The organism is Pseudomonas sp. NPDC089407, assembly GCF_044900445.1.
Taxonomy (GTDB): Bacteria; Pseudomonadota; Gammaproteobacteria; order Pseudomonadales; family Pseudomonadaceae; genus Aquipseudomonas.
Genome location: NZ_JBJDNB010000018.1, coordinates 1 through 14,838, shown reverse-complemented (window position 1 = coordinate 14,838; position 14,838 = coordinate 1). Strand labels below are relative to the sequence as shown.

Sequence of the window (14,838 nt, the reverse complement as noted above, 5' to 3'; positions counted from 1 at the left end):
CCCTCCTGAGCAGGAAGCGCAGGTGTAAAAAACCCCGAACTGCGTGAGCAGAACGGGGTGGTGCAGCGTTAGGGGATCAGGCCTGTCGGAAGGTACTACCAGTTCGAAGGCCACTGTATAGAATCGTCATCGTCGTAGGGGACAGGCTTCACCTTGAACCCAACAAGCAGAATCTCCAGCAGTTGCTCATCGTCCTGGGGCAAATCAAACCAACCTGCCTTGTAGAAGCGTCTCGCGAAGCTGTAGTCATCCCACAGACGCTCGATATCGTTCTCGCTGGCCATGTAGCCTGCATTCGCCAATGCCGCACGCATGCGGCGAACATCAGCACTGCGTGCCGACGGCGCCGGCGTGTATTGAAGGTATTCCATACTGCTCATCCGCCAATAATCACTTTTTTGCTCGCATTGAAAACGTCACGCAGCGCGTTTGTAGGCCTCGATTCGCTCGTCGGCTGCGGCCAGGTAGCCCTCGACCCTCGCACGCGCTTTGGCCATGTTTTCGACATCATCAGGTTTCGCACGCGAGCACGAAATGTTCGAGACCTCAGCCAAAACACGTTGGGTCATCTCTTTCCAATGGGAAACTTCACCGGCACTGCAGCAGGCATGGTAGTCATTGACCTTGCGGTGGAGACGGTCATAGGCACGACGGTACTCGGCGACAGGAACGGTTTTGTTGCTGCTCATGGGTGGCACTCCTCAGAAGGGTAATCTGGTTGAACTTGCCCATGGAGATGGCTCACGCACGCGTGTAACGGATGTGCCGGCGAGCGCCAGCGTCCTTGTTCTGCCATGTAACTCATCCCTGAGCACGATGTTCAATTCCTCAGGAGAGAAACCATGACAACACTCGTGAAAATAGCGACCTGCCTGACCCCGGAGCTTGCACGGACCATCGTCGAGATGGCGTGCATCGTGCGTATCTCCCAGACCGGAGAGGGAGTGGAGATTCGCGACACCAGACCCCTGCTCGATCGCTTGGAGTCCCCAATCGAAGGGCGTGGAGTCGTCCGAACCATTGGCTCCACGCACTTCATTGTGACCGAGGACCTGGCTCACCGGATCGACGCAAAACACCTAACAGGTGAGGCGACTGCAACTTCACCTGCAACCACTGCAGATGATGCCGATGCGCTGAAAACGCTCATTGCTGATCGGTTGGGGTCTCAAGGTTGGCTGATCGTCGACGACCTGAGTTTCAACTGCACCTCTGGTGTGGCCAAAAAGCAGTACCAAACAGCGGTCGGCATCAAAGAGGCAATCGCTTACCTACAAGGCGGGGATGACGGTGCCAGGCGCCTGATCGCTCAATACTACAGCGAGGGCAACAATGTGCTGAGCACAACGACTGCGCGCTTCACCCCAGACTGCTCGACAGAGGCAATTGAAGCGGGCACCAGCCGTTTTTCAGCCCAAGTTGACCACGTAGTAAGCGGCACCTATGCAGTGCGGCTGCTTCGCCCTCGCGACCAGGCCGCGGATGGTGAATAACGCCTTCAGGCTCACTTAGGCGAACGCTCCACCACACCCCGGGCTTGCCTGGGGTTTTTATTGCCCGAAGTTTCTTTTTGCATGTGCGCCATCACCGAGTACTTAGCCAACAACGCTTCGGGCGGACACACACCATGAACCATTATCTGCAACTGATCAAAGACGACGTCCTGTCTATACAAGGACAGAAAGACTACTGCTTGCAGGTCCTAAACGCCGGCGGCCTAGAAAGCTGGCAGTCGAAGGAATACAGCGATCTGGTTGAGCACTACGACCAGAAGCTCAAAGAGCTGAATGGACGATTGCTCGCCGCCGGCTGATCACCAGCCGTCCACCTCAGTCCTCCAAACCCAACCAGGAACATCATGATCAACGCAATCGAAGCACAAGCACAGAAGGTCCGAGACGCCTACGCAGCAATGGGCAGCGTCAACCCTGAATACGAGCGCGAGTTCGACATCCTCTCCGATATGCGTCGTGCGCAGATGGCACAAGAATTCCGCGCAGAGCGTGGCCTGCCTTCTACGGCCGCAACCCCGTATGACTGAACCTCAGAAATTTGAGGCTTGAGCATGCACACCGCCCCCGGCTTTGCTGGGGGCTTTTTTCATTCCATGGCAAGTGGCGGGATCTACCCAGAAGTAGAGCCACATCTTCCTGAACCGCTTTACGCGAGAGAGCTCGTCCTCCATCATGCCAGCGAGACAGTTCAACTATCTGGTACCAATCTTGAAATACGCTCAACTACTCGAATGCTGGCGCATGGAGGTTTCCAATAAGAAACAGCCATGTCGAAAAACAAGTCTGTTTTTCAATGTGGTCAAGCGTGCCCGTAAGTACAATGTACTGCGTTTTCTCTTCCTGTTCCGACTGGCTCAATATCTCCACTCCAAGGGTGGCTTCCCCAGGGCCTATGCCCGGGCGATGGGCCAGCGCCTTAATCGAAAATATTCAGTAGATATAGGTTTGGACGCGCAGATTGGTCCTGGTTTTAAGATTGCCCATCTCCCAGGCGTGGTAATCAGCGGGTATGCCCAGATCGGAAAAAACTTCTTGATCCGCCAGAACACTACTATCGGAATCAAAACACTTGGTAGAGAAAGCTATTCTCTTATAATTGGCGACGACGTTTGCTTGGGGGCTAACAGCTGCATTATTTCTGACAGCTTGAAGATTGGGAACAATGTAACGATTGGCGCTATGAGCTTAGTAACCAAAGACATTCCAGACGGCACCACGTTCTACAACAAACGCGTTTCGACATTCTAATTTAAACCCAGATTGAGTCGTGAGATGAAAATTGGCTTGCAGATTAAGCAGGGGCGGACATGACCGATCAAATTGACCATGAGCTATTTTACGAGCTTCAGATTGCAGCAAACCGACAGACCCTGTGGATTCACTATAGCGGTGACGGGTCCACGGTTGCTCGGTTTAGTCCACGCGGAGTCGACCTGCACAACACTGTTTCGGAGCAAATGGCCGGAGCCCAGGAATGCCGTCTCTGCACGCATGGAAGCCCTTCAAAATTCGAATGGCAGATGTTCCGTGAGAAGGCGAAGGAGTGGTGGGGCGTCGATGTCCCTGATGACGCAATCGACACGAGCTTCCTGCTGCCTGGCTAAGGAGCACTAGTGGCGCCCCGATCGCCAGGCAGCGCCATCAGCTCGCTTTGCGCGTCTCGTCCAGCGGTGAGCCTTCAATCTCGTCATCGCGCTTGTCAGCTTCTTCCACACAGGCGCGTAGCAGCTCGATTTCAAGCAGATCATGTTCTGTTTTGGTGATCACATGGAAATCGCGCAGCAGCATTAGACGCCCCATGTGATAGGCCCGGGTTCGCTCCAAATCCGGGTGCTCACGATAGCTGCCAAGGTTCGCCTTATCATGCTCTAAGGCATCCAGCACGAACTGTTTCAGGGCTTGAGGATCGATCATGTTCATGGGATGTGTACCTCTCGAAATCGCAACAGGGAGAGCGTATTTCGTGGGCGCCTTGTCTGCCCCTTTCGGCGCCAGCTTGACGCGACTGCCGGCACTCGAAGATGGTGCAGGCCTGCCCAGTTCCGGGCAGCGGATTTTAAAGCCGTTCAACTGCCACGCGGTAAGTACCGGCAGCTCCTCGGCCCGTCCCGCCTGCAGATCACTGCAGCGGGGTCTCGTAGTATAGCGCGTAGCTCTAACATGGGCGCAGAGGAACAAGCGGGGCTCTACGGTCTCAGCCCACCAGCAGGCCGGGCTTAATGGGTTTGTTCGAGCTGAGCCATACCGAAAGTAGGCACATGTGCCTACCATCAAGGCAATAGGCACATGTGCCTACTTAGGTGTGTCTTCAGCTGTCAGCTTCGCGGCTTGCTGCTGCTTTCGACGCTCCATCAACTGCTGCATGTACACGATCCCATCCTCCAAGGCTTTAACCGCCCAGGACGGGCAAGGCCGGGATGATTTCTTAGTCGGATCGTTGAGCCACGATCGAACAGTACGAATTGAGCAGGGCCGTTTGGTGACGGCGTTGATGAGAATCGCACTCTCACCTTGCTTCACATTGAAAGTTTTCAGCAGCCCCAGATACGCTTGCCGGTTTGCTTCCCGCTGTTCTTCGTCCATCACCCCTCCAAACATCTGAAAATAGGCACATGTGCCTACCCGCATTCTAGGCACATGTGCCTATTCAGGACACCAAAAAATAGCGCACTGAGCTCATGCCTGGACAGTGCTGCCGAGACGTTCTAGCTCAGGGGCCGCCTCCATCACCTCAACTTCCAGCGAGGTGAACTCTGCAGCAAGGGCCCTGGTAACGACCTCAAGCTCGATTTCAGTGATCCCCAAGGGACCTGGCCAGATCTGAACCGTAGCCGGTTCGCGCCAGGCCATGAAGCGGCCATTGTTACGTGAGTCACGCCACGCAACGGCGTGGAGGACATCTTGGAACTCTTCCAAATCAGCCAAGAACCGGGTATCCGAGGAGAACGCCCCGGTGAAACACTCTCCTCCGCCTGTGACGATACTGTTCAGTTTCATCTCAAGCGTGAGTCGCTCCTGGGAGGATGACTTCTTGAGCACCCAAGCAACCAGCAGAGTCATCAACAGGCTGCAGACAATTAACCAGACAGTCGACTTCAGGCTTTCCTGTGGAATCCACCCGAGGTATTGCAGCTGCAACTGCAAGCCGCCCCAAAGCATCGGAATAACAGGGAAAAAGAGGAGCAGTTTCAGTGGGTCTCGCACCGGGTTGTTCCTCAAGAGGCAAGCGCATGAACGACCAGGTACACGATCAACATCGCCCAAAGCGCATTCGCCAACACTCGAATGATCAAAGCGGAAACCGTCTCCGTCTTGATCGCGTAGAAACCGGCGAAACCGAAGCCGACTGCCCCACCTAAGGTCGACGCCCAGGTCGGCAGCCAAGCCGGGGTGGAATTCACGACCTGCAACAGCACAGGTCCCAACAACATCAGAATCGCCCCAATGAAAGGGCGAATCCAAGGCCCGTTGCGATCCATGTAAGTATCGCGAGGCATTGCTTGCTGTTTGTTCATCTGGATCTCTCGCTTGGGATATGAGGGCTTGAAAATGCGTTGTCAGGCGACGACTACCTGTATCTGATCGGTTATGTCGCGATGACACTGCACACAGAAGCGGCGATCGCCGCCTCGAACTCGCACCATGTTGCTGGCGTCGAAGGCGTCCCCGTTGGCCTCGAAGATCTGCGTGTACTTGCAAATCCTCTTCTCGTACCAGCCGCTGAGGCTGTTGCACTTTCGACAAGGGGTAACTTGTTGAAGGGTTCCGTCCATGCTCGTGAGCACCCTTGGGGGTCTTGGGAATCGAATCGGAAATATAATACATAACACGTACGCATAACACTACAACTGACCCATTATTCAAGGTGCTTCTGGGCTTAGGCGGCCGGCGGGACGGTCTGATCAGCGGGGCTGTTTTGTAGACGGTTCGTATCCCAGTCGTCGCGTAAGTTGGACCAGGCCTACAATCTGCTGCCGCATGGATTCCCCATGGGACTCCAGTTCTTCTACCTTGCGTTCCAGTTCCCAGGCTCTGCGGTATAGCCGCTGGTTGATAGCGATCACCCGCTGCAAAGCCGAACGCTCGCGGTCGCCGATATCCCCCGAGTCGGCCCCTTTCGCGGCCTGGGCGAGAATGTCGGCGGGCACCTCTGGCAACGGCTCGTCATCCCAAAACATATTGCCACCTATACTGTATATGCGAACAGTATGCGATGGCTTTGAGCTCAAGCCAATCCCCCGATCTGGAGCGATAGCGTGCGGAATGGGGAGTTGAGCGTTGGAGGGGTGGTAGAGCTGATCGTCGCCCCCTGGCCGGCGCGATCATTGAGGTGCGGGGTGAGATGCTTGGTTAGAGTTAGAAACAGACCAGCGGTAGCAGCGGATCCACGGAGTATTCACTCCTCACTCATCTGCCGCCCGGGCAGCCAGGATCGCATCCTGGACCGCATCGTCATCGTCAAAGAACCCTTCATCAGCTAATCCCAGGTGCTCATCGAGCAAGACGCATATGCTCAATGCTGCATCCGCCGGATCCCCTTTGCTGCGAACAAGCGCCTCGATCTGCTTCCGCAGAAGGCGTACTTCTTCAACTTGGCCAAGGCCAGGTTCGGCGACAGGGTCAGGCAATGCAAAGGCTAGTTGACCGTCAGTACCTGGATCAATCATCACGGTGTTTCCCGCCAGGGTTCGAAACTCCATCGACATGCTAATTCTCCATAGGTGTGTTAGCGGCCGGGTTCTGCCCATCAGACGCTTGATTTGAGGTCGTTGAGCCAAGAATGGTCTTTGCAGAAGAAGTGCTCATCGAGAGGATCAGTATCAGGCCAGCGCCTGGAGCAACCTGGCCGCCGGCAACGCACCGCAACATGGATACGATCGGCGGGTTCTGCATTCACCAGATCCAAAGCCATTCCACAGGTAGGTTTCCCATTTTCACCGAGGACGTGCGCCATGATAGCGAAGCGGCCTTGTGAGAGCTGCGCAGGCCGCAAAGCGCGGAATGCCGCTTGCGGTTGCCGCGATGACACTGGTGGAGTGGTCATGATGGTGTAGCCCTCGATATTCCGTCGACATTACAGGGGGAATGTACTGATTGAAGACCCAACACGAAGCCCAGGAAGTCCTCGGGGGTCAACCACTCCAACTCGGCGAGTTCCTGCTCGATGTGAATGTGATGCCAAGCAATCCAGTGATCAATATCTTCCAGGTATTGGTACTCGCCAAGATTTCCGGTGTCCCCGTGCCAATGGCCACAGTCACACACCAGATTTTTGTATGCCTTCAGCTTTCCTGAGAACAGCTCTTGCCATTCGTTAACCACGGCTGTCCCAGCGCAGGCCGGGCACTGACCAGAGGAGGTCTCCGGGTTCAGGGGCGTGAAAAGATCAGCATCGCGCATCACACACTCGGAAACGAGGTGGAACTCCTTAGCGATAGGGCTCAGTTGCACATCCAAGGCTTCCAAGACCCTCCATTCAACGCAATTTGGGTCGTCACAGACGCCCACCACAAATCCGGTGCAGACATTGCAATCAGCAGGCCCGGAGACGATACGGGCAAGGCAGACCCCACTCTCTGCATTACTCAGATCGACTACGTCGCCGAAAGCTCTGCGCATGCTCATGGGTTGGTGATCATTCCGATGACAAAACGAACCGGTAAGGAGCCTCTTCAACAGGCCGTATCAGATTCTGCTTCGCCAGCTCTTCCAGTTTTCTGGCAGCTTGGTTGTAGCCCCAACCGGTCAAACGTTGAACCTTGCTGACACCGAACTCCCCCTCAAAGACCAGGGCATCTATCAGCTGCTTGTCAGTCTCGATAATCGGGCGCATCCCATTGTCTCCTCAATGTTGGGTTTCACTGAACAGGTAGTGAGGCACAGTGCGGGCAGAGGTGAATGACACGACCAGGCAGACCGCGCATGACCCACCCATTGGCCTTCGCCACCTCCCAGGAATGGATTCATAACACGTATAGATAATACTGGCCACCGGGTGGCAGATCAATATCATGAGGGAGGTTTGTGGGAGCCCGGTGTTTTGCATCAATTAAGACTGTCACAAAACAATTGAGATCATCACAGGACAATTAAGATTGTCACAATACCGAAAAGGCGTACGATAGAAGGCCGCGCTCAGCGTTCAGCGTGCACCTCGTTCTCAGGTTAAGAAATGATCAAACCGTCCCGCCGAGTCTCGTCACGGATCAGGCGGCGAACTTTAAGCAGCGCCAGGCCTGCAGCCAGTGGCAGTCGCACTGGCGCTGGCGCGAGAAGACCGGTGCGAGACCGCGAAATATATTCGACGGAAGAACCAGTAGTGCGTGGAATTATTGCCTTGTAGCTGTGACGATGTAAGTGTACTCATCACCATTTTTTTCGGTGGTTCTATATTCGCGCTTACCACCATTAGGGAGAATTTCAGTCGATTTATACACGTAGCCATCAGTGACAGGGTAATCAACGGTAAGACTACCAAATTTGTCAGTCTTCATTTCCTTCAAGCGTACGTAGTTGACGTCCATGGTCAGACGGATGTCTCCATCACTAGTGACAACTGGCGTAAAATAAGCAGTTGTGCCAAGCTCTAGACGGCCGAGTCGCGCTTTATTCGAACCAACTAATTCTCTGTAGTTCATGTACTGAACTTCTTTGAACGGACGCCGGGAACCGTTGTCAGTAATCGCGTAAGGCTTAGCTACAAGCTCACCATTGCGATAGAGCTCAGTGCGTATATTTACTGACTCTGCACATGCATTGAACGAGAAAGCAGCCAAAGCTGCGAAGATAATTACTTTCATGAGAACGATTGCACACCAAAATTAATCTAGTTTCCAGCTACCCTAGCTTGCGACCAAGGTAGATGGGAAAAACCGCCCGCTGTTTTACCCAAGGTGAGGAAGGTCACCAAGCAGATCTTTGAGCTCATGCCACGGATGCTGTGCCCTTTCTGTTTCGTTAGAGCACCCTTGCGCATGAGCGAAGGATTCGGCCGCCTGATCAACAGCTTGGCTGGAATTGCAATCCTGGCACCAGATGATCGAGTTCTCGATAGACCATTTATCGCCAAAAGCTTCGAGATCCTGGTCTAGCTGGCTGTATTTTTCGTTATCGCTCATATATACCTCACGTTGTGGGTGCGAAGCTCACGCCTTTCATCAGACCTGGCCTAGCTGTGGCCTAGCATGAAGTGTAACTGGCCTAGACGGATTTCTCACGACCAATCAAGGTGATAGCGACATGCCGGCGACGACATTCTCCTTTTCCGTGTCGATCCCGGCTACAGCCCAGGTGCCCCGTCAATGCAAATTTGCTCAATCACGGTGCTTCCTCAAAAAACCGCTTAAGCAGGCCGGAAGTATCTTCCAGCCGATTAGGGAAGACGGCGTCCATCGCGGCGCACCCATTTTGCAGATCGCACCGCCGCTTGGTACCGCCGAATCGAGCGTACGAGCAGGATAAGCGCAGCTGCAGCCACAAAAGCAGGCCAGAGCGAAGGCCACTCGTATCCGCGGAACGAACCAATTGTGGCGGCTTGCAAGTGGAACAAGTAGCCCTGCCAACCGAGCATGACTAATGCAATGACCAGCATAAACGAATGTTGCGTCGTACGACGGCATGGCGGTTTAGGATGATTATGATCCATGTTGTTCGTCACCCGTGCGGCTGGTCGAAGAGGCCGGCCAGCGGGCCCTTCTCTTGCATCTCCCGAAGTGCAACAAGCAACGGGGACAATGCTTCGTACTGTTCTGGAGTGATGCCCAGGCTCGCAGCCTCTTGAGCCTTGATAGCCTCGAACAGATCCAGCATGGTTGCCCCCTCGGGCAGAGCGGCGACAATGGCTAGGAGGTCTGCTCTCTTCTCAGTGCTAAACTTCTCATCCAGCATCCGCTCAAGCATCTGAACCAGGAACTCAGGTTCGCTGCGAGCGGCATCAACCGGATTGAAAGCATAGGGTTGCTGGCCGTCAAGTTTGATAGTCATGAACATTTGATCCACCAAAATCTATTTGGATTCGCCTTACTTAGCCAGCGTCACCAAGCAGAGAATAAAAATACCGCTAAAAGCAAAGGCCTTTGCAAGCCAAAGTGCTGCGCTGCCTTTACCCTCTTTACCGCTAACAAGGGCAAAAAAAGCACAGACGTAAATCACACCCATGACTAACCAAGCAGCTGGTTTGAATTCAAATACAGCAACACTTACGGCTGCAGCAATGAGGCCAACTACGAGAACGAAGAGTACAGGGAACGGCAATTTAAGCCTCCGCCTTCCCGGGTGAAATCCGTAATCCATGTCAAACTCCTTGTGAAGATTGGTTCGGCGATGAGGTGCGAGCTTTACGTGACACCTTCAACGTTGCAATAACGGCCGGCAGGGAAGCGAGGATGAAGGTTAGGACTGCCAGCACGTAACCAGCAAGTGAACCACCCCGAAAACTGTATGACTCTACTTGATACAGCAGACCGACCGATTTGGGCAGGACAACCCCTTCTGCTGGAGTGCTTGCCGTGTGCAGATGCCATTTGTCATCGAGACCACCCACAATCCGCCCTTCGGCCCGGCAGTGCCCATTGACTACTGGAGATCCTGCGAGGTGACAGATGGATGGATCAGTGATGAACGCGACTGCAGGGTCGATTGTTTGCAGAGCGAAGCCGATTCGGATCGCACACCAGAGCACCAGCATTACCCAAGCGATCGAGATCGCGAAGCTTTTCAAAAGTAATTCTCCTTTGCCAGGCTAATAAACACAGCTTGGTCTTTTCCTATTTGCAATTACCCGCCCGGGGCGATTCTGGTGGTGCAGGTCATCGGTGCAAATAACGGCATCGCGAATCAGTACCCGAACCACTTCATAATCTCACGTGACTTGTAAACAACGTGGTCCCCCAAGGCTGCGATCAACTCTGCCAAGTCAAGGCCGCGGATCTCGCACTCTCGGGCAACCTCGGCGCGGTACACCTCTGTTTCCTCGTCCATCGCCTCTTCGTACGTCAAAGTCATACTGATCATTCCTGGATCAGGCCCCAGAACGAGCCGCCTTGGCGGCCTCTACCGCTCTGCAGTGTTACCGATCAACCTGGTCATCAACTCGTCGCCTCTTCGATAACGTAGCAAGCTACGCCAGCTGTATCAGCAACGAAAGGCTAAGCTATAGCCGAATGGTGCCCGAGACGGAAAAAGGTTATCCTATAGGACAACCTTTAACAATGATAATTTGCCTATACGACAATGTGAGTGAGAAGGTAATTTCACTGCCCCCATACACTTCAGCTGGAGCAAATAGCTGCTGATGCCGGCGCCCTTCGTGCACCGCCTGGAGCAAGCGGTGGCGGCTGGCAACCTGATTTCACGCTTACGGAGACCGCTCCTGGTGTTCCAGTAGTTGCCTTGCATACCCGCATTCTTACCGCTCCACTGCTTGCAGTGCCTCGCTACGCTTGCCAATGTACTCTTCATCGGTCAGCAACCCTAGGTCAGCCATGAGCCTGGCATACCCGATGGCCACGCTCGACTCGCGCTTCGCCTCTTCAATGCTCGCCGCTGTGCGAGCCGCGTCCAGCACGCTGGCCAGGTAGGTGTGAGCAATGGCGATGGAGGCCTGGCTGATCAGCTGTTCGCCCCTTTCAACAGCTGGCCCCGGCACGGGCTCCGCGGTCATCAGGTGCATCGGCTCGCCCAAGGCGGAACGAACCAGGTGGCCAACTACGTTCCCGAGAAGGCGCTGGGCCTGCTCGTATTTCGCCTGCAAACCCTTCAGCTCATCCTGATAAGTGCTATCGACGGCTTGGGCGGCGTAGAACGCATGCTGCGCCTTTCGGTAGAAGTTCAACTCGTCCAGGACAATAGAGTCAAGCACTACGGTCAAAGGCGTGGTCAGCAGCGCCGGAGGCTCGGTACCGAGCAGAGTCGCATTTTTCATGAGGCAGGCTCCTTCCAGGGGGGATGCAGAAGTAAGATCGATGGGCTGTGCTTGAAAACAGAGGTTGCTTGCGGCTTACCGGACTCAGGCCCGTTCTTCCACTGCATGATTCAATCCTCTCGTAGCTCATCGCGCAAGCTTGGTCCTGATGTCATCGATCCCACGGTAAACTCACGCATATGCGCGCATGCGCCATCCGCTGCCTCGCAGCGATCAATTCACAAAACAGGGAGTGAGGCATGCTGACCTTCGAAGACCGGTACGACGCAGCTCGGAACAAGTTCTTTGCTGACAACCCCAATGCGATGAAAGAGATTGAGGCGGTTAACCCCCGGGTGATTGAGGCCGGTGGTATGACTGTGGAGGAGTATCGTAAAGCTCAGCGGATTCGGGTGTTCGCTGAAGCCGCGGAGAAGCGGGGAATCGACCTGGATGAGTTTGTGATAGGGCTGGTTGCCGAATCCCCTCAACAAGCTCAGGAATGGCGGCTTAAGCGCCACCGGCAAATGGCTGATGCGCTGGGTATCGACTGGCCAGAGTACAAAGCCCTTAATAAAATCCTCGAATAACCAATTCGAGTTGAAACCGTCCTGCCGGTGCTGTAAGTTTGCCCTCGATGCGCGGTGACCTCACGCTGCTGCTCGTAACAGCCGCTTCGTGATCTCGCCCTGCTGCTCCTTTCATAGCGTTACGGCTAAGGAAGTCAAAAGCCTCGGAACGCCCGGGGCTTTTTTGTGGGCGCCCCGAAAGCGTCTCCTCCCCTCTCACGATATGGTTTCGCAGTATGGTGATTGACCTACACAAAATCGCGCATGACTTCCGTGCATCGCTCGACAAACAGAAAGCCCTGGGCATTCTTCCGCAGCACATGATGGATTTCCCGAGCGCCTGCTGCGCAGTGACCTCGGAACTCCTTGGCGATTATCTCAACAGCATTCCAGGCGGCCCTGAGGCCGACACTGTAAACGCCAACCGGAATGGCAAGCCACACATGTGGCTCGTTGTGGATTCGCTGATTGTTGACCTGACGGCAGACCAGTTTCCAGATGGCCGCCAGGCGGTGTATGTCGGCCCAGAAGACTCCTGGTACGCCAGCTGGGAAGTAGATCTACGCGGTAAAGCCAGCCATGGGGGAACGGCCACATCATCGGTCGAGCGAGCGGTGCTTGAACGGTTCATCGAGCACGCGGGGCTGCCCACCTTCGATTAACCTGGTCTGCACACACTCGGCTTCCATGCTGCCCTGCACTACAGGCGCACGCAGGGGCTGAGGAGCGGTCGAGGATCCACCCTTACGCTCCTATGCCGAGACATCACTCGCTGGCTGCGTAATTCGCCTTTCGAAGCCACTCGCCTACTGCGGCCGATCGAGATCCTCCCCGGGCGTTGATGTGCCGTCCCCTAAAGGTGCCCCACGCTCGATAACCTCGCCCGTCGACTGCGACCCAGAACGTGACCTGGTCCTCGTCCACCTGCCGATAAATTGCTTCTGGTGCTGCGTTCATGATCGGACCTGCTTTGTTTAGGAGGTCCTAGAATGGCGTCACGACGATCGGCGATGGGAAGTCACGATCGGAATTCAAGGGCGTACTCCAGAAGCTGCGTATTCAGTTCATCTCGGTTTTCACCGTAGTGAGCTTCTCGGTGGCAATTCGGACAGAGTGCTACGCAATTGTAGACGCGGTCAGACACCTCGGCACCTAGCACGTGATGCACGTCTAGGAAGCCGCGGAAGGTTCGACTCTCGTCGCATCTCTCACATCGGTACCGAGCCCGTTCTAGCACCGCTAGTCGCACCCGAGGGTCTCGCTTCACGTGTGACCGAAGCGTGCTCACCCTCTCCCCAAGGTCGCGGCCTAGATCCGAATAATCGGGGGCAGGACAATCGTCGAACGTGTCGTCAAGGCTCGGCGATAATCCACCGGTAGGGACCAGCTTCGCGAGATCGACAACCCCTGGCCATTGCCACAAGACATCAGCTACCTGGTGGGTATCTGGCAACCGGTCATCCTGTAGCCATAGCGTTGGACTTGTTCCGTTCTGTGCATGGTTTTTCTTGATGCGGCCCTTCAGCCCCAGACGCAAGAGCTCATCGCTTACTTCCCACTGACGATTCCAGATCGGATGCAAAGCACCTAGCGGGATAAGAGCCGCATAGGCCACCGCCTCGCCGTCGCGCTGAAATAGCATGGCGTGGCTGATGCCTTGGGCGAGGTCTCTCCCCACCACGTGCTCCAGGGTAGCGTCCCAGCCGCCAGGCCGTAGGTGGGCGGTCAACTGAGCAGCTGAGTACTTTTGCTCGTTCGGATTACGACCATCACGGCGCCAGCAAAGGCGCACCCGGGCTTTGACATGCTGTCCTTCGTGGGTGTTGAAAGCGACTATCTGCTGGGATGCTGAGCCAGTTGGAATTCGACGGTCCTCGACAACGTTGAAGCCGCAGGCCTCCAAGAATGGCCTCACAGCGTCGCGAGTGCGCTGTTCTGCCGCGAGACTTTCCGAGCCCCGAAATTGACGGGGTGGTGAATTGGACAATTCAACTCTCCCTCATAGCACGCGGCTGCAGTCCAGCTTATCCCTCTGCGCCGGCGGCCAGTGCTGCGTTTAAAATGGATCAGCCCCGGATTTCCCGGGGCTGTGTGTAGTCGACTTGGAACAACGAATGGTCAGCCCTTGAGCGGCACCCTGCTGACCTGCACGCCGGGGCCTACTGCCGACTCAACCGGTTTGGCACGCCCCAAGTGATACTCGGCATACTGGCTGCTGCCATCCTGGATCACGCACACTGCCAAAATACGCCACCCTTCATCCAGCAGGCGCTGCGCCTGAGTCTGACCATTCACTTGCTTCAACTCGGTTACATCTTCAATTGCCATCGGAGCTGCTCCTTGCGTGGATGATGGCTCAGTGTAATCACTGATCCGGCTTACTGTCCTCCTCCGCTTCAGACTTTTTTGCGCGCCCATGGCCGGGTAGCCCAATGAGGTATTGGGGACAATCGTCCTGCATGATCCATATCTGCTTAGTGAAGGGCTGCTGCTTGAAACCCCGAGGCAGCCTGTTTCCAGGCCCCAGCCTCGTCAGACGCCATTCCCACGCTTGTTTTCTCGACATGGTTCGTTGAACCTCTGCGTGGAGGTGCTCAGTAGCGGTGCGGATGCTTACGATGAGCTGGCGGCCGATGTCCGCTTGTGATTCTGACTTAACCGCTGGCGCTGCAGCTGCTACGCGATGCGATTCGGTTGATCGGCATGTCTTGCAGGTAACTCCATTGGGGTTCCTCGTCGACACCAGGTTGTGGTTGTTTCGTAAGCGTCCGGCGAACTCACCTTGCGTAAGTCAGGCCGGCACCCACTGATGCGGCAGCAACTGTCCGATCTCACTGGCCCGTTGGGTCGGCAG

Annotated in this window: 25 protein-coding genes; 7 read left to right on the top strand and 18 right to left on the bottom strand. The window is 55.3% G+C overall.

Features of this window, described 5'->3' with window-relative positions; genetic code table 11:
- Positions 1–95: 95 nt before the first annotated feature.
- Positions 96–371: a hypothetical protein gene (locus ACI2KG_RS15400; RefSeq protein WP_023383697.1), complete on the bottom strand. Its 276-nt coding sequence runs from the start codon at positions 369–371 to the stop codon at positions 96–98.
- Positions 372–416: 45 nt separating this feature from the next.
- A complete protein-coding gene (locus ACI2KG_RS15395; protein ID WP_110765413.1) occupies positions 417–689 on the bottom strand; it encodes a hypothetical protein in 273 nt (90 codons plus the stop codon).
- A gap of 153 nt (positions 690–842) precedes the next feature.
- On the opposite strand from ACI2KG_RS15395, the gene ACI2KG_RS15390 reads away from it, so the two are divergent.
- The 5 genes from ACI2KG_RS15390 (at position 843) to ACI2KG_RS15370 (ending at position 3,118) form a co-directional block, all read left to right on the top strand.
- Positions 843–1,493: a hypothetical protein gene (locus ACI2KG_RS15390; RefSeq protein WP_110765412.1), complete on the top strand. Its 651-nt coding sequence runs from the start codon at positions 843–845 to the stop codon at positions 1,491–1,493.
- A 134-nt stretch (positions 1,494–1,627) separates the two neighbouring features.
- Positions 1,628–1,813 carry a hypothetical protein gene (locus ACI2KG_RS15385; RefSeq protein ID WP_110765411.1) on the top strand — a complete coding sequence of 62 codons (186 nt, stop codon included), beginning with the start codon at positions 1,628–1,630 and terminating at the stop codon, positions 1,811–1,813.
- A 45-nt stretch (positions 1,814–1,858) separates the two neighbouring features.
- Complete coding sequence (locus ACI2KG_RS15380; RefSeq protein ID WP_110765410.1) at positions 1,859–2,041, top strand: hypothetical protein; 183 nt, start codon at positions 1,859–1,861, stop codon at positions 2,039–2,041.
- A 214-nt stretch (positions 2,042–2,255) separates the two neighbouring features.
- Positions 2,256–2,762, top strand: coding sequence for a serine acetyltransferase (locus ACI2KG_RS15375; RefSeq protein WP_232858965.1), 507 nt, complete (start codon positions 2,256–2,258; stop codon positions 2,760–2,762).
- A 59-nt stretch (positions 2,763–2,821) separates the two neighbouring features.
- Positions 2,822–3,118 (top strand): hypothetical protein, encoded by a 297-nt coding sequence (locus tag ACI2KG_RS15370; protein WP_110765408.1) that lies wholly within the window; start codon positions 2,822–2,824, stop codon positions 3,116–3,118.
- Between the two features lie 37 nt (positions 3,119–3,155).
- On the opposite strand, the gene ACI2KG_RS15365 is transcribed toward ACI2KG_RS15370, so the two are convergent.
- The 15 genes from ACI2KG_RS15365 to ACI2KG_RS15295 all read right to left on the bottom strand — a co-directional run bounded on the left by ACI2KG_RS15365 (position 3,156) and on the right by ACI2KG_RS15295 (position 11,436).
- A complete protein-coding gene (locus ACI2KG_RS15365) occupies positions 3,156–3,434 on the bottom strand; it encodes a hypothetical protein (protein ID WP_110765407.1) in 279 nt (92 codons plus the stop codon).
- A 372-nt stretch (positions 3,435–3,806) separates the two neighbouring features.
- Positions 3,807–4,097 (bottom strand): hypothetical protein, encoded by a 291-nt coding sequence (locus tag ACI2KG_RS15360; RefSeq protein ID WP_110765445.1) that lies wholly within the window; start codon positions 4,095–4,097, stop codon positions 3,807–3,809.
- Between the two features lie 93 nt (positions 4,098–4,190).
- A complete protein-coding gene (locus ACI2KG_RS15355) occupies positions 4,191–4,718 on the bottom strand; it encodes a hypothetical protein (protein WP_110765406.1) in 528 nt (175 codons plus the stop codon).
- An 11-nt stretch (positions 4,719–4,729) separates the two neighbouring features.
- A complete protein-coding gene (locus ACI2KG_RS15350) occupies positions 4,730–5,029 on the bottom strand; it encodes a hypothetical protein (protein WP_110765405.1) in 300 nt (99 codons plus the stop codon).
- A 387-nt stretch (positions 5,030–5,416) separates the two neighbouring features.
- Positions 5,417–5,692: a hypothetical protein gene (locus ACI2KG_RS15345; RefSeq protein WP_110765403.1), complete on the bottom strand. Its 276-nt coding sequence runs from the start codon at positions 5,690–5,692 to the stop codon at positions 5,417–5,419.
- Positions 5,693–5,917: 225 nt separating this feature from the next.
- Positions 5,918–6,220: a hypothetical protein gene (locus ACI2KG_RS15340; protein WP_232858955.1), complete on the bottom strand. Its 303-nt coding sequence runs from the start codon at positions 6,218–6,220 to the stop codon at positions 5,918–5,920.
- A gap of 334 nt (positions 6,221–6,554) precedes the next feature.
- Positions 6,555–7,139: a hypothetical protein gene (locus tag ACI2KG_RS15335; protein WP_110765401.1), complete on the bottom strand. Its 585-nt coding sequence runs from the start codon at positions 7,137–7,139 to the stop codon at positions 6,555–6,557.
- 10 nt (positions 7,140–7,149) lie between these two features.
- Positions 7,150–7,347: a hypothetical protein gene (locus ACI2KG_RS15330; protein ID WP_110765400.1), complete on the bottom strand. Its 198-nt coding sequence runs from the start codon at positions 7,345–7,347 to the stop codon at positions 7,150–7,152.
- 496 nt (positions 7,348–7,843) lie between these two features.
- Positions 7,844–8,314 carry a hypothetical protein gene (locus ACI2KG_RS15325; protein ID WP_181426711.1) on the bottom strand — a complete coding sequence of 157 codons (471 nt, stop codon included), beginning with the start codon at positions 8,312–8,314 and terminating at the stop codon, positions 7,844–7,846.
- Positions 8,315–8,398: 84 nt separating this feature from the next.
- Positions 8,399–8,632, bottom strand: coding sequence for a hypothetical protein (locus ACI2KG_RS15320; RefSeq protein ID WP_110765399.1), 234 nt, complete (start codon positions 8,630–8,632; stop codon positions 8,399–8,401).
- 535 nt (positions 8,633–9,167) lie between these two features.
- A complete protein-coding gene (locus tag ACI2KG_RS15315) occupies positions 9,168–9,497 on the bottom strand; it encodes a hypothetical protein (protein ID WP_146226905.1) in 330 nt (109 codons plus the stop codon).
- 36 nt (positions 9,498–9,533) lie between these two features.
- A complete protein-coding gene (locus ACI2KG_RS15310; protein ID WP_110765397.1) occupies positions 9,534–9,806 on the bottom strand; it encodes a hypothetical protein in 273 nt (90 codons plus the stop codon).
- Position 9,807: 1 nt separating this feature from the next.
- Positions 9,808–10,233 carry a hypothetical protein gene (locus tag ACI2KG_RS15305; protein ID WP_110765396.1) on the bottom strand — a complete coding sequence of 142 codons (426 nt, stop codon included), beginning with the start codon at positions 10,231–10,233 and terminating at the stop codon, positions 9,808–9,810.
- Between the two features lie 116 nt (positions 10,234–10,349).
- A complete protein-coding gene (locus tag ACI2KG_RS15300) occupies positions 10,350–10,517 on the bottom strand; it encodes a hypothetical protein (RefSeq protein ID WP_181426710.1) in 168 nt (55 codons plus the stop codon).
- Between the two features lie 403 nt (positions 10,518–10,920).
- The gene (locus ACI2KG_RS15295) at positions 10,921–11,436 is read right to left on the bottom strand and encodes a hypothetical protein (protein WP_110765395.1); all 516 of its coding nucleotides are present in this window, start codon (positions 11,434–11,436) and stop codon (positions 10,921–10,923) included.
- A gap of 239 nt (positions 11,437–11,675) precedes the next feature.
- On the opposite strand from ACI2KG_RS15295, the gene ACI2KG_RS15290 reads away from it, so the two are divergent.
- Positions 11,676–12,005, top strand: a complete 330-nt coding sequence (locus ACI2KG_RS15290; protein ID WP_110765394.1) for a DUF6388 family protein — start codon at positions 11,676–11,678, stop codon at positions 12,003–12,005.
- A 215-nt stretch (positions 12,006–12,220) separates the two neighbouring features.
- The gene (locus ACI2KG_RS15285; protein WP_110765393.1) at positions 12,221–12,646 is read left to right on the top strand and encodes a hypothetical protein; all 426 of its coding nucleotides are present in this window, start codon (positions 12,221–12,223) and stop codon (positions 12,644–12,646) included.
- Between the two features lie 1,456 nt (positions 12,647–14,102).
- Here the strand turns inward: ACI2KG_RS15285 and ACI2KG_RS15280 are convergent.
- A complete protein-coding gene (locus ACI2KG_RS15280; protein ID WP_064492258.1) occupies positions 14,103–14,312 on the bottom strand; it encodes a hypothetical protein in 210 nt (69 codons plus the stop codon).
- Between the last annotated feature and the right edge of the window lie 526 nt (positions 14,313–14,838).

Bases quoted from the DNA above. Each gene is read 5' to 3' on its own strand.
- ACI2KG_RS15395 (WP_110765413.1), bottom strand. From the start codon at position 689: ATGAGCAGCAACAAAACCGTTCCTGTCGCCGAGTACCGTCGTGCCTAT.
- ACI2KG_RS15385 (WP_110765411.1), top strand. From the start codon at position 1,628: ATGAACCATTATCTGCAACTGATCAAAGACGACGTCCTGTCTATACAA.
- ACI2KG_RS15400 (WP_023383697.1), bottom strand. From the start codon at position 371: ATGGAATACCTTCAATACACGCCGGCGCCGTCGGCACGCAGTGCTGAT.
- ACI2KG_RS15330 (WP_110765400.1), bottom strand. From the start codon at position 7,347: ATGCGCCCGATTATCGAGACTGACAAGCAGCTGATAGATGCCCTGGTC.
- ACI2KG_RS15280 (WP_064492258.1), bottom strand. From the start codon at position 14,312: ATGGCAATTGAAGATGTAACCGAGTTGAAGCAAGTGAATGGTCAGACT.
- ACI2KG_RS15325 (WP_181426711.1), bottom strand. From the start codon at position 8,314: ATGAAAGTAATTATCTTCGCAGCTTTGGCTGCTTTCTCGTTCAATGCA.
- ACI2KG_RS15320 (WP_110765399.1), bottom strand. From the start codon at position 8,632: ATGAGCGATAACGAAAAATACAGCCAGCTAGACCAGGATCTCGAAGCT.
- ACI2KG_RS15310 (WP_110765397.1), bottom strand. From the start codon at position 9,806: ATGGATTACGGATTTCACCCGGGAAGGCGGAGGCTTAAATTGCCGTTC.
- ACI2KG_RS15295 (WP_110765395.1), bottom strand. From the start codon at position 11,436: ATGAAAAATGCGACTCTGCTCGGTACCGAGCCTCCGGCGCTGCTGACC.
- ACI2KG_RS15370 (WP_110765408.1), top strand. From the start codon at position 2,822: ATGACCGATCAAATTGACCATGAGCTATTTTACGAGCTTCAGATTGCA.
- ACI2KG_RS15350 (WP_110765405.1), bottom strand. From the start codon at position 5,029: ATGAACAAACAGCAAGCAATGCCTCGCGATACTTACATGGATCGCAAC.
- ACI2KG_RS15375 (WP_232858965.1), top strand. From the start codon at position 2,256: ATGGAGGTTTCCAATAAGAAACAGCCATGTCGAAAAACAAGTCTGTTT.
- ACI2KG_RS15290 (WP_110765394.1), top strand. From the start codon at position 11,676: ATGCTGACCTTCGAAGACCGGTACGACGCAGCTCGGAACAAGTTCTTT.
- ACI2KG_RS15380 (WP_110765410.1), top strand. From the start codon at position 1,859: ATGATCAACGCAATCGAAGCACAAGCACAGAAGGTCCGAGACGCCTAC.
- ACI2KG_RS15390 (WP_110765412.1), top strand. From the start codon at position 843: ATGACAACACTCGTGAAAATAGCGACCTGCCTGACCCCGGAGCTTGCA.
- ACI2KG_RS15315 (WP_146226905.1), bottom strand. From the start codon at position 9,497: ATGACTATCAAACTTGACGGCCAGCAACCCTATGCTTTCAATCCGGTT.
- ACI2KG_RS15300 (WP_181426710.1), bottom strand. From the start codon at position 10,517: ATGACTTTGACGTACGAAGAGGCGATGGACGAGGAAACAGAGGTGTAC.
- ACI2KG_RS15285 (WP_110765393.1), top strand. From the start codon at position 12,221: ATGGTGATTGACCTACACAAAATCGCGCATGACTTCCGTGCATCGCTC.
- ACI2KG_RS15335 (WP_110765401.1), bottom strand. From the start codon at position 7,139: ATGAGCATGCGCAGAGCTTTCGGCGACGTAGTCGATCTGAGTAATGCA.
- ACI2KG_RS15340 (WP_232858955.1), bottom strand. From the start codon at position 6,220: ATGTCGATGGAGTTTCGAACCCTGGCGGGAAACACCGTGATGATTGAT.
- ACI2KG_RS15360 (WP_110765445.1), bottom strand. From the start codon at position 4,097: ATGGACGAAGAACAGCGGGAAGCAAACCGGCAAGCGTATCTGGGGCTG.
- ACI2KG_RS15345 (WP_110765403.1), bottom strand. From the start codon at position 5,692: ATGTTTTGGGATGACGAGCCGTTGCCAGAGGTGCCCGCCGACATTCTC.
- ACI2KG_RS15365 (WP_110765407.1), bottom strand. From the start codon at position 3,434: ATGAACATGATCGATCCTCAAGCCCTGAAACAGTTCGTGCTGGATGCC.